The sequence below is a fragment of the Mesorhizobium sp. P3_B5 genome (assembly GCF_056402815.1).
On record NZ_JBFUGR010000001.1, the window covers coordinates 97726 to 110514 of the forward strand.

Genomic DNA, 12789 nt, shown 5'->3' on the forward strand with positions numbered 1-12789 from the left:
ACGACATGCACAACAACAAGACTAGGTACCCAGGGAGGGTCACTGGCTGATGAGGAAGCCGCGCGCGACCGCGACGACAAGCGGGTCGGACGGACTGGCACCAGCCAGCGATGTCGCGGCGATTGTTGCCGGCACGCATGGCGATCCGTTTGCAGTGCTCGGTGTGCACGAGGTGGGCAAGGGCTTCGTCGCCCGCTGTTTCGTCCCGCATGCCGAGTTCGTCACGGCCTATACGCTGACCGGCAAGAATGCCGGCGAGCTGTCGAGGCGTGACGATCACGGTTTCTTCGAGGGCAAGCTCTCGCTGCGCAAACGCCAGCCGCTGCGCTATCACGCCAGGAATGCCACTGCCGACTGGTGGCTGACCGATCCCTATTCCTTCGGCCCGGTGCTCGGACCGCTCGACGACTACTACATCGCGCAAGGCTCGCATCTGAGGCTGTTCGACAAGCTCGGCGCCCATCTCATCGATCATGAGGGTGCGTCCGGCGTGCATTTCGCCGTCTGGGCGCCCAATGCCAAGCGGGTGTCGGTGGTCGGCGACTTCAACGAGTGGGACGGTCGCCGTCACACGATGCGCGACCGCCGCGACACCGGCATCTGGGAGTTGTTCATTCCCGACATCGGTGCCGGCCGGCCCTACAAATACGAGATCATCGGACCCGATGGCGTCCGGCTGCCGCTGAAGGCCGATCCCTTCGCCTTCAAGTCCGAACTACGCCCAGCCACCGCTTCGGTGACGGCGGTGCCGCCGGCGCATGAATGGGGCGATGAGGCGCACCGCAATTTCTGGCGCAACGCCGACCACAGGCGCGAAGCGGTGTCGATCTACGAGGTTCATGCCGGTTCGTGGCAGCTGCGCGACGACGGCAGCTTCCTGTCATGGGACGAACTCGCCGACCAGCTGATCCCCTATGTGGTCGACACCGGGTTCACCCATATCGAATTCATGCCGATCTCCGAACATCCCTATGACCCGTCATGGGGTTATCAGACAACCGGCCTTTACGCGCCGTCGGCCCGCTTCGGCGATCCCGACGGTTTTGCCCGTTTCGTCGACGGCGCCCACCGCGCCGGCCTCGGCGTCATCCTCGACTGGGTGCCGGCGCATTTCCCGGTCGACGCGCACGGCCTGGCCAATTTCGACGGCACCGCGCTCTATGAGCATGCCGATCCGCGCAAGGGCTTCCATCCCGACTGGAACACCGCGATCTACAATTTCGGCCGCCGCGAGGTGGTCTCGTTCCTCGTCAACAACGCGCTGTTCTGGGCCGAGAAATACCATGTCGATGGTTTGCGCGTCGATGCGGTGGCGTCGATGCTCTACCTCGATTATTCGCGCAAGGCCGGCGAATGGATCCCCAACGAAAAGGGCGGCCGCGAAAATCTCGAGGCGGTCAGCTTCCTGCAGAAGATGAACAAGGAGGTCTACGGCCATCATCCCGGCGTCATGACGATCGCCGAGGAATCGACCTCATGGCCGAAGGTTTCGGCACCGGTGCATGAAGGCGGGCTGGGGTTCGGCTTCAAGTGGAACATGGGCTTCATGCACGACACGCTGGAGTATTTCGCCAAGGAGCCGATCTTCCGCAAGCACCACCACAACGAACTCACCTTCGGCCTGACCTACGCCTTTTCCGAGAATTTCGTGCTGCCGCTCTCCCATGACGAGGTCGTGCACGGCAAGGGCACGCTGCTCGGCAAGATGGCTGGCGACGACTGGCAGAAATTCGCGACGCTGCGCGCCTTTTACGCCTTCATGTGGGGCTACCCCGGCAAGAAGCTCTTGTTCATGGGCCAGGAATTCGCCCAGCGCCGTGAATGGAGCGAGGCGCGCGCGCTCGACTGGAACCTGCTCGAGTTCCGCCTGCACCGCGGCGTCTGGCAGACGGTGCGCGACCTCAATTATCTCTATCGTTCACGTCCGGCGCTGCATGCACGCGACTGCGAGCCGGAGGGCTTCTCCTGGCTGATCGTCGACGACAGCGCCAACTCGGTCTTTGCCTGGCTGCGCAGCGCACCGGGCGGCAATCCGGTCGCCGTGATTTCCAACTTTACGCCAGTGCCGCGCGACAATTACCGCGTGCCGTTGCCGCAGGCCGGCAAATGGCGCGAGATCATCAACACCGATGCTTCCGACTATGGCGGTTCGGGCAAGGGCAATGGCGGCGTGGTCGAAGCCAGGGCGCAAGGAGGAGGCATTTCGGTGACGCTGCTTTTGCCGCCGCTGTCGACGATCATGCTCGAATTTGTTCCGGACTGAGCGATGTTCCAGACTGAGTGATTTGGGAGGGTAAAAATGGCAGAAACGAAACGAACCCAGCCGCTGGCCCGCGATGCCATGGCCTATGTGCTGGCCGGCGGCCGCGGCAGTCGCCTCAAGGAATTGACCGACCGGCGCGCCAAGCCCGCGGTCTATTTCGGCGGCAAGACGCGCATCATCGATTTCGCGCTCTCCAACGCGCTCAATTCGGGCATTCGCCGCCTCGGCGTCGCCACCCAGTACAAGGCGCATTCGCTGATCCGCCACCTGCAGCGCGGCTGGAATTTCTTGCGGCCCGAACGAAACGAAAGTTTTGACATCCTGCCGGCCAGCCAGCGCGTTTCGGAGACGCAATGGTATGAAGGCACGGCCGACGCCGTCTACCAGAACATCGACATCATCGAGGCCTACGGACCCGAATACATGGTCATCCTCGCCGGCGACCACATCTACAAGATGGACTACGAACTGATGCTTCGCCAGCATGTCGACGCCGGCGCCGACGTCACCGTCGGCTGTCTCGAAGTGCCGCGCATGGAAGCCACCGGCTTCGGCGTCATGCATGTCGACAAGAAGGACAACATCATCGCCTTCGTCGAAAAGCCGGCCGATCCGCCGGGCATTCCCGACAAGCCGGAATTCGCCCTGGCCTCGATGGGCATCTACGTCTTCAAAACCAAATTCCTGATGGAGCAGTTGCGCCGCGATGCGGCCGAGCCGGGCTCAAGCCGCGACTTCGGCAAGGACATCATCCCCTACATCGTCCAGCACGGTAAGGCGATCGCGCACCGCTTCGCCAAATCCTGCGTCCGCTCGACGATGGAAAACGAGGCCTACTGGCGCGACGTCGGTACGGTCGACGCCTATTGGGAAGCCAATATCGACTTGACCGACATCACGCCGGAACTCGATCTATACGACCGCGACTGGCCGATCTGGACCTACGCCGAACTGAAGCCACCGGCAAAGTTCGTGCATGATGAGGATGGCCGCCGTGGTTCGGCTGTGTCCTCGCTGGTGTCGGGCGATTGCATCGTCTCGGGCGCTTCGCTGAAGCGTAGCCTGATCTTCACCGGCGCGCGCATCAACTCCTATTCGACGCTCGAGGAAGTCGTCATGCTGCCCGACGTTCATGTCGGCCGGAACGCAAAGTTGAAGCGCGTAGTCATCGATCATGGCGTAAGGATACCGGAAGGGCTGGTGGTTGGCGAAGACCCCGTCCTCGACGCCAAGCGCTTCCGCGTTTCCGAAAAAGGCATCTGCCTTGTCACGCAGGACATGATCGACAAATTGGGGCTCTAGCGCATGCAGGTTCTGTCGGTCACGCCCGAGATTTTTCCGCTGATCAAGACCGGCGGGCTGGCCGACGTAACTGGCGCCTTGCCCATCGCGCTGGCGGCCAAGGGCGTGACGATGCGCACGCTCATTCCCGGCTTTCCCGTGGTGATGGATGCCTTCAAGAAAAAGAAGGCAGTGCACCAGTATCCGCTGCTGCAGGGCGGCAAGGCTTCGGTGCATGCCGTCCAGGTTGCCGGGCTCGACCTGTTCGTGCTCGACGCGCCGCATCTGTTCGATCGCCCTGGCGGTCCCTATGGCAATGCGGCCGGCGCTGACTGGCCCGACAATTGGCGGCGTTTTGCGGCCTTGAGCCAGGTCGGCGGCGACATCGCCGGCGGCGCCATCTCGGGCTATCAGCCGGATCTCGTGCACGCCCATGACTGGCAGTCGGCGATGACGCTCGCCTATATGCGCTACGGCAAGGCGGTCGGCATCCCGTCGATGATCACCGTCCACAACCTCGCCTTCCAGGGCCAGTTCGGCGCCGGCATCTTTGGCGAGCTTGGCTTGCCGGCAGTCGCGATGGCGCTCGACGGCGTCGAATATTATGGCGGCGTCGGTTTCCTCAAAGCCGGCCTGCAAGCCGCCTGGGCGATCACCACCGTCAGCCCGACCTATGCGCAGGAGATCCGCGCGCCGGAATTCGGCATGGGTCTCGATGGCCTGATCAACATGCGCTCCACCGATCTCTACGGCATCGTCAACGGCATCGACACCGACATCTGGAACCCGGAGACCGACAAGCAGCTTGTGTCCACCTACACGGCCAAGACACTCAAGGCGCGATTGCCCAACAGGGCCGCTGTCGAGGATCGCTTCAGCCTCGACCGCGACGACAGCCCGATCGTCTGCGTCATCAGCCGGCTGACCTGGCAAAAGGGCATGGACATACTGGCCGCCGTCGTCGACGGCATCGTCGCCCGCGGCGCGCGGCTGGCGATCCTGGGCTCCGGCGACGCCGGCCTCGAAGGCGCGCTGCTTGCTGCCGCCGCCCGTCATCGCGGCCGCATCGGCGTCGTCGTCGGCTATGACGAGGTTCTGTCCCACACCATGCAGGGCGGCTGCGATGCCATTATCATCCCGTCGCGTTTCGAGCCTTGTGGGCTGACCCAGCTTTACGGCCTGCGCTACGGCTGCGTGCCGGTCGTCGCCCGCACCGGCGGTCTTGCCGACACGGTCATCGACGCCAATGAAGCCGCTGTCTCCGCCGGCGTTGCAACCGGTTTCCAGTTTGCCCCCGCCAATGCCGGCGCCTTCCTGCACGCCATCCGCCGGCTGGTGGAGGCGCACGCCAACCCGGCGGTCTGGACGTCGATCCAGCGGCAAGGCATGAAGGCCGATGTGTCGTGGGATCGAAGCGCTGAAAAATACGTTGAACTCTATCGCTTGCTGCTTTCGAAAAGGGCTGCCTGAGGCATGATAAGAACCGTCGCCACCAAACCTTATCTCGACCAGAAGCCCGGCACCTCCGGGCTGCGCAAGAAGGTGCCGGTGTTCCAGCAGGAGCACTATGCCGAGAATTTCATCCAGTCGATCTTCGATGCGCTGGAAGGCTTTGAGGGCAAGACCCTTGTGATCGGCGGCGACGGCCGCTTCTACAACCGCGAAGTCATCCAGAAGGCCATCGCCATGGCGGCGGCCAACGGCTTCGGCAAGGTGATGGTCGGGCAGGGCGGCATCTTGTCGACGCCGGCGGCCTCGCACGTCATCCGCAAATACAAGACCTTCGGCGGCATCATCCTGTCGGCCAGCCACAATCCGGGCGGCCCGCACGAGGATTTCGGCATCAAGTACAATGCCGGCAATGGCGGCCCGGCGCCGGAAAAGCTGACCGACGCAATCTTCGAAAAGACCAAGACGATTTCCAGCTTCAAGACCGCCGACATCGAGACGATCGACCTCGACAAGATCGGCACGGTCAAGGCGGGCGGCATGACCGTCGAGGTGATCGATCCGGTCACCGACTATGCCGAGCTGATGGAAAGCCTGTTCGACTTCGACGCCATCCGCGCCAATTTCAAATACGGTTTCCGCATGCGCTTCGACGCCATGCATGCGGTCACCGGGCCCTATGCCAAGGAGATCCTCGAACGGCGGCTTGGCGCGCCCAACGGCACCTGCCGCAACTTCAAGCCATTGGAGGATTTCGGCGGCCACCACCCCGACCCGAACTTGGTCCACGCCAAGCACCTCTATGACGAGATGATGGGGCCGGACGCGCCGGATTTCGGTGCCGCCTCCGACGGCGACGGCGACCGCAATCTGATCATCGGCAAGGGCATTTTCGTCACCCCGTCGGATTCGGTGGCCATGCTTGCCGCCAACGCCCATCTGGCGCCCGGCTACAAGGCCGGCTTGAAGGGCATCGCCCGCTCGATGCCGACCAGTGGTGCCGCCGACCGCGTCGCCGAAAAGCTCGGCATTGGCATCTACGAAACGCCGACCGGCTGGAAATTCTTCGGCAATCTTCTCGATGCCGATATGGCGACGATCTGCGGCGAGGAAAGCGCCGGCACCGGCTCCAACCATGTTCGCGAAAAGGATGGCCTGTGGGCCGTGCTGTTGTGGCTGAACATCCTGGCGGTGCGCGGCGAAAGCGCCAAGCAGATCGTCACCGAGCACTGGGCGAGCTATGGCCGTAACTACTATTCGCGGCATGACTATGAGGAAGTCGAGAGCGACCGCGCCAACGCACTGGTCGACGAACTGCGCGCCAAACTTGCTGCGCTGCCGGGCACCAGCGTGCGCGGCATGAAGATCGCCAGTGCCGACGATTTTGCCTATCACGATCCGGTCGACGGCTCGATCAGCAAGAACCAGGGCATCAGGGTGCTGTTCGAAGGCGGCTCGCGCGTCGTCTTCCGCCTGTCAGGCACGGGCACCTCGGGTGCTACGCTGCGCGTCTATATCGAGCGCTACGAGCCGGACACATCGAGGCACGATCTGGATACGCAAGAGGCGCTCGCCGATCTGATTGCCGCCGCAGACGATATCGCCGGCATCAAGAGCCACACCGGCCGCAACAAGCCGAGCGTGATTACTTGAGCTTGGCGGTACCCGCCTTTCCTTCTCCCCCTGTGGGAGAAGGTGGATCGGCGCGTAGCGCCGAGACGGATGAGGGGTGTTGGACGGATCGCATACCTTGGAGTTTGTCCGAAACGCCCATCGCTTCGTCATCCACGGGCGAAGCAAGGAGCGCAGCGACGCGGCGCAGACCCGAGGATCCATGCCGTGACATCAAGGCGTTGCCGCAGAGCAGAATTCTGCTCCGCCGCGCTCTTCGTTTAAGGTCACGGCATGGATCCCAGGGTCTCCGCGACGGAGCTTCGCTCCTGCTTCGCCCTAGGATGACGAAGTCGGGGAAGGCTCGGCTAGTCTCCAACGTTTTCAACATGCGACAAGGCTCGCGCCTGTGACCCAACTCGGCGCCACCGTCACCCGCGAAGGCATTCGCTTTGCGGCCTGGTCGTCGTCGGCGCGGCGCCTCTGGGTGTCGATCTTCGACCACGCGGGAAACCGCGAGATCGACCGGCTTGAACTCCAACCGCAAGGCGAGGGCGTTCATGCGCTTTTCGTTGCCGGCCTTGCCGCGGGCACCAGATACGGGTTCCGCGCCGATGGCGACTACGCGCCGGGTCGCGGGCTGTGGTTCGATCCCGACAAGCTGCTGGTCGACCCCTATGCCGTCGACATCGACAGGCCCTACGCCTATGACTGGCGCCTGACCCAGCGCCGCGGCGAGGGGGCCGACACCGCCCCGCTGCTGCCGAAGGCCATCGCCGGCGCGTTGCCGATGCCGCTGCAAGCCTTGCCGCCGCTGTTCCAGCCGGGCGGCCTCGTCTACGAAGTGCCGGTACGCGCCTTCACCATGCTGCATCCTGATATCCCTCAGAAGCTGCGCGGCACTATTGCAGCGCTTGCCCACCCTGCCATCATCGAGCATCTGAAAAGGCTCGGCGTCAGTGCGGTAGAACTGATGCCGGTGACGGCATCGATCGACGAGCGGCACCTGCCGCCGCTCGGCTTGAGCAACGCCTGGGGTTACAATCCCGTCACCTTCATGGCGCTCGATCCGCGGCTTGCGCCCGGCGGCTTGGCCGAATTGCACGAGACGGTCGCCGCATTGCGCAAGGCCGGCATCGGCACCATCCTCGATCTCGTCTTCAACCACACCGGCGAAAGCGACAGGCTTGGCCCGACGCTGTCGCTGCGCGGGCTCGACAACCGCGCCTACTATCGGCACGAGGCCGGCAACAGGCTGGTCAACGACACCGGCACCGGCAACACGGTTGCTTGCGATCATCCGGTCGCCCGGGAAATGGTCCTCGACACGCTTCGTCACTTTGTCAGTCATGCCGGCGTCGATGGGTTCCGCTTCGATCTCGCGCCCATTTTGGGCCGTGCCGAGGGGACGTTCGACGCCGACGCGCCGCTGCTGCAGGCCATGAAAAGCGATCCCGTTCTGGGTGATCGCATCCTGATCGCGGAGCCCTGGGACATCGGGCCGGACGGCTATCAGCTCGGCAATTTTCGTCCGCCTTTCCTCGAATGGAACGACAAATACCGCGACGACATCCGCCGCTTCTGGCGCGGCGATCGCGGCATGGTCGGCGCACTCGCGACAAGGCTGGCTGGCTCGTCGGACGAGTTCTCCAGGGATGGCCAGCAGACCAGCCGCTCGGTCAATTTCATCGCCGCCCATGACGGCATGACGCTGGCCGACATCGTCGCCTATGAGCGCAAGCACAACCAGGCCAATGGCGAGCAGAACCGCGACGGCCACAACGACAATTTGTCGTGGAACAACGGCGTCGAGGGTGAGAGCGGCGACGCGGCTGTCGCAACAGCCCGGTTCGATGACCAGCGCGCCCTGCTGGCCACGCTGTTCGCCTCGCGCGGCACGATCATGCTGACCGCAGGCGACGAATTCGGCCGCACGCAGAAGGGCAACAACAACGCCTACGCGCAGGACAACGAGATCACCTGGCTCGACTGGGCTGGCCGCGATCAGGCGCTGGAACGCCATGCCTTTGCGCTTGCCGCGATGCGTCGTGCCGCCCCGGCGCTCTCGGACACGCGCTTTCTCAGCGGCCGGCCGGCTACGGGGACGGACATTCCGGACGTTGCCTGGCTGATTGAAACCGGTGCGCCGCTCGATGAGGCAGGCTGGCACGACCCGGAGCGGCATCGTCTTGTCATGGTGCTTGGCGGCGCCAGCGACGGCGATGGCCGCCTTGCCCTCATCTTCAACGGTGATCGCCGGGCCTGTGTTTTCACCCTGCCGCCGCGCGACGGATTTTTGTGGACTGCGGCGCCAACCGACGCTGCCGACATCGCACGGCCGGTGCCGGGGCGAACGGTGATGTTCAGGATCGAACGCAAGGCCGGGCAGGCTAGCGCGAAGGAGAGACTTTAGTGGCCGACAACAATGCGCAGTGGTGGCGCGGCTGCGTCATCTACCAGATCTACCCGCGCTCCTATCAGGACACGACGGGCGACGGCAGCGGCGATCTCAGCGGCATCACCTCGAGGCTGGCTCATGTCGCCTCGCTTGGCGTCGACGCGATCTGGCTGTCGCCCTTCTTCAAGTCGCCGATGGCCGACATGGGCTATGACGTCTCCGATTATTGTGATGTCGATCCGATGTTCGGCACGATTGACGATTTCGATGCGCTGGTCGCCGAGGCGCATCGGCTCGGCCTGAAAATCATCATCGACCAGGTGCTGTCGCATTCCTCGGACAAGCACGAATGGTTCGTCGAAAGCCGCGCCAGCCGCGATAACCCCAAAGCGGACTGGTATGTCTGGGCCGACACTAGGCCTGACGGCAACGCCCCCAACAACTGGCTGTCGGTGTTCGGCGGCCCGGCCTGGGAGTGGGATTCGACGCGCCGGCAGTTTTACATGCACAATTTCCTCGCCTCGCAGCCGGACCTCAATTTCCACAATCCCGAGGTTCAGGACGCGCTTCTGGAAACGGTGCGGTTCTGGCTGGAGCGGGGTGTCGACGGCTTTCGGCTGGATACGGTCAACTATTACGTCCATGACCGCTGGCTGCGCAGCAATCCGCCGCTGGCGGCGAGCGTTGCCGGCACCAACACCGAAACCAACACCTACCTCTATCAGGAACATCTGTTCGACAAGACGCAGCCGGAAAACCTCGGCTTCCTCAGGCGCTTCCGGGCGCTGCTCGACGAGTATGAGGGCCGTGCCGCCGTCGGCGAAATCGGCGACGAAGGCCGTTCGCTGCAGACGCTGGCCGCCTACACCTCCGGCGGCGACACGCTGCAAATGTGCTACACATTCGACCTGCTCGGTCAGCAATTCTCGGCGGCTCATGTGCGCGGATGCGTCGAGGCATTCGAGGCGGCTGTTGCCGATGGCTGGGTCTGCTGGGCGTTTTCCAATCATGATGTCGTTCGCCATGTCAGCCGCTGGACGCGGCCTGGTGGCGACCCGGACACCGTAGCGAAGTTCTCCATTGCGCTTTTGTCCTGCCTGCGCGGATCGATCTGCCTCTATCAGGGCGAGGAACTAGGGCTGGAGGAAGCGGAACTCGCCTTCGAGGATTTGCGTGATCCGTTCGGCATTCGCTTCTGGCCGGGAATCAAGGGCAGGGACGGTTGCCGCACGCCGATGGTCTGGGAGGCGGGCGCCGAAAATGCCGGCTTCTCCTCGGGCAAGCCGTGGCTCCCAGTGCCGGAAGCCCATCGCGCCCGTGCTGTCGATGTGGAGAATGGCGAGGAGGCGTCCGTGCTCGCCGCCTATCGGGCGACGCTTGGGTTGCGCAAAGCACATCCGGCACTGGTGGACGGCTCGATCAGCTTTCTCGATGCAGAGGGCGATGTCCTTGCCTTCATCCGCGAAGGCGGCGGCGAACGACTGCTCTGCGTCTTCAATTTTGCCGACGAGCCGGCCAACTGGCCATTGCCATCTGATCTGGCCGCCATAGATAGCATTGATCTTGGCGGTGCCGGTGCGGTGTTGCAGGAAGGCGGGCTTGCGCTGCTGCCGCTGGGCTGCTTCCTCGGACGGGCCAGCTAGCCAGTTCCGCGGCGATTTGGTGAACGTCGCTGCTTGCCTCGATCCGTATCGTAATGCAACCATGCCGGGCAGAAGAGGTATCGAAAGACGGCACCTGCAGGGTAATCGATCGCCGGTGTCGCCGAGGCTGTTGGCCTGCAAACGTCAACTCGAAGCAGGGCTTTTGGCATTCGTGGGCGTGGTGCGGCGAACGCCAAAACAAGTGGATCAACCGGAAGATGCAGCCAGTTGAAAGATTGCGTTTAACTTTAGCCTTTGCTGTTTTAGCGCGCAGCTACTCACTTAACGTCAAGCAGGGGGCGGTTGAAATAAGATTTCCGTCTGTCTAGTCTCCTGCCACCAGCTGCCGGAAAGGGAACCGGCGGCGCGCTCAAAGGGGCCAGATATCGGTTTCGGGGCGTCAACACTCGAAAGGCGTGGCTGATGGCCGTGCCACAGGGAGAAACTTCATGCTGAAAAACATGCTGAAGGCGACAGTGTTCGCCACAACCATGACCTTGGCTGCCGGGACGTTCTATGCGCCGGCCTTCGCCGAGACCGTCTACAACCGTGGCACCGCCGCTGAATCGGAGTCGGTCGACCCGCACAAGACCTCGACAGTTTACGAAGCCAACGTCTTGCGTGACCTGTTCCAGGGCCTGGTCATGCAGGACGAGAAGGCGAACCTCATTCCGGGCGCCGCCGAAAGCTGGACGGTTTCCGATGACGGCACCGTCTACACCTTCAAGCTGCGCAAGGACGGCGCCTGGTCGGACGGCAGCCCGGTGACCGCAGAAGACTTCGTCTACGCTTTCCATCGCCTGGAAGACCCGGCCACGGCCGCCGAATACGCCTCGATGCTCTATCCCGTGAAGGGAGCCGAGGACTTCAACACCAAGAAGGGCAAGCCGGAGGATATGGGCGTCAAGGCGATCGACGCGACCACCCTTGAGGTGACGCTGAAGGCGCCGACGCCTTATTTCCTCGAGATGCTGACCCACCAGGCGACCTATCCGGTCAACAAGGCCTCGATGGACAAGCTCGGCGCCGACTGGATCAAGCCGGGTAATCTGGTCTCCAACGGCGCCTATACGCTGGCCGAGTGGGTCCCCAACGACCACATGAAGCTGGTCAAGAATCCGAAATTCTGGGACGCGGCGACAGTCAAGTTCGACGTCGTCAACTACATCCCGACAGAGGACCGCTCGTCGGCGATGAAGCGTTTTGAGGCCGGCGAGCTCGACAGCTATGACGATTTGCCGACCGAACAGCTGGCCGACTTGAAGACCAAGTTCGGCGATCAGATTCACGTCGGACCGTATCTCGGCACATACTATTATGCGATCAAGACCGACAAGGCGCCGTGGGACAATCCTGAACTGCGCACCGCCATTTCCATGGCCATAGACCGCGACTTCATCGCCGAGAAGGTCTGGCAGAACTCGATGCTGCCCGGCTATTCGATGGTGCCTCCAGGCATCGAGGGCTACACGCCGGCCATGGCCAAATACGCCGACATGTCGCAGATCGACCGCGAGGACGCTGCCAAGAAGATCCTCGAGAAACTCGGTTATACGCCCGAGAAGCCGTTGAAGATGGAGATCCGCTACAACACTTCGGAGAACCACAAGAACACGGCCGTCGCCATCCAGGAACAGTTGAAGCCGCTTGGCGTCGAAGTCACGCTGCTCAACACCGACACCAAGACCCACTACTCCTTCCTCGAGCAGAAGGGCGACTATGACGTGGCGCGTGCCGCCTGGATCGCCGACTACAAGGATCCGGAAACCTTCCTCGGCATCTCGCGCAAGGCGAGCGGCAACAACTATTCGGACTACAACAGCCCGGCATACGAGGCGGCCATGGACAAGGCAGCTGCCGCCGGCGGCAAGCCCGAAGAGCGCATGAAGGAACTCTCTGAGGCCGAGCGCATCCTCATCGACGATGTCGGCCAGATCCCGCTTCTCTACTACAGCTACCACGATATCGTTTCTTCGAAGCTGCATGGCTTCGTCGACAATGTGATGGACGTGCATCCGTCCCGCTTCGTCAGCAAGGACTGAGTTCCTTGGCCGAGCCGCCGCCCCCTTCGGGCGGCGGTTCCGGTTTGCCGTCGCTTCGGCCCGAACTTCGGAATCGACTTTCGGAAAGCACGAAGCGAAGAT

Annotated in this window: 7 protein-coding genes; all 7 read left to right on the forward strand. The window is 63.0% G+C overall.

Going from position 1 to position 12789, the window contains the following annotated elements; all coding sequences use genetic code 11:
* The first annotated feature begins 49 nt into the window (after window positions 1-49).
* The 7 genes from glgB to AC1DVW_RS00510 all read left to right on the forward strand — a co-directional run bounded on the left by glgB (window position 50) and on the right by AC1DVW_RS00510 (window position 12687).
* On the forward strand, window positions 50-2263 hold the full coding sequence (gene glgB, locus AC1DVW_RS00480; protein WP_477320678.1) for a 1,4-alpha-glucan branching protein GlgB: 2214 nt from the start codon (window positions 50-52) through the stop codon (window positions 2261-2263).
* Between the two features lie 36 nt (window positions 2264-2299).
* Window positions 2300-3565: a glucose-1-phosphate adenylyltransferase gene (gene glgC / locus AC1DVW_RS00485; RefSeq protein ID WP_477243684.1), complete on the forward strand. Its 1266-nt coding sequence runs from the start codon at window positions 2300-2302 to the stop codon at window positions 3563-3565.
* Between the two features lie 3 nt (window positions 3566-3568).
* Window positions 3569-5014, forward strand: a complete 1446-nt coding sequence (gene glgA, locus AC1DVW_RS00490; RefSeq protein ID WP_477271950.1) for a glycogen synthase GlgA — start codon at window positions 3569-3571, stop codon at window positions 5012-5014.
* A gap of 3 nt (window positions 5015-5017) precedes the next feature.
* Window positions 5018-6646 (forward strand): alpha-D-glucose phosphate-specific phosphoglucomutase, encoded by a 1629-nt coding sequence (locus AC1DVW_RS00495; RefSeq protein ID WP_477320679.1) that lies wholly within the window; start codon window positions 5018-5020, stop codon window positions 6644-6646.
* Between the two features lie 367 nt (window positions 6647-7013).
* Complete coding sequence (gene glgX, locus AC1DVW_RS00500; protein ID WP_477320680.1) at window positions 7014-9017, forward strand: glycogen debranching protein GlgX; 2004 nt, start codon at window positions 7014-7016, stop codon at window positions 9015-9017.
* Entirely contained in the window at window positions 9017-10645 is a 1629-nt protein-coding gene (gene bglA / locus AC1DVW_RS00505; protein ID WP_477271956.1) for a beta-galactosidase BglA, read from the forward strand. The genes glgX and bglA overlap by 1 nt, the downstream gene beginning before the upstream one ends.
* Before the next feature lie 449 nt (window positions 10646-11094).
* Window positions 11095-12687: a peptide ABC transporter substrate-binding protein gene (locus AC1DVW_RS00510; RefSeq protein WP_477320681.1), complete on the forward strand. Its 1593-nt coding sequence runs from the start codon at window positions 11095-11097 to the stop codon at window positions 12685-12687.
* Window positions 12688-12789 lie beyond the last annotated feature (102 nt).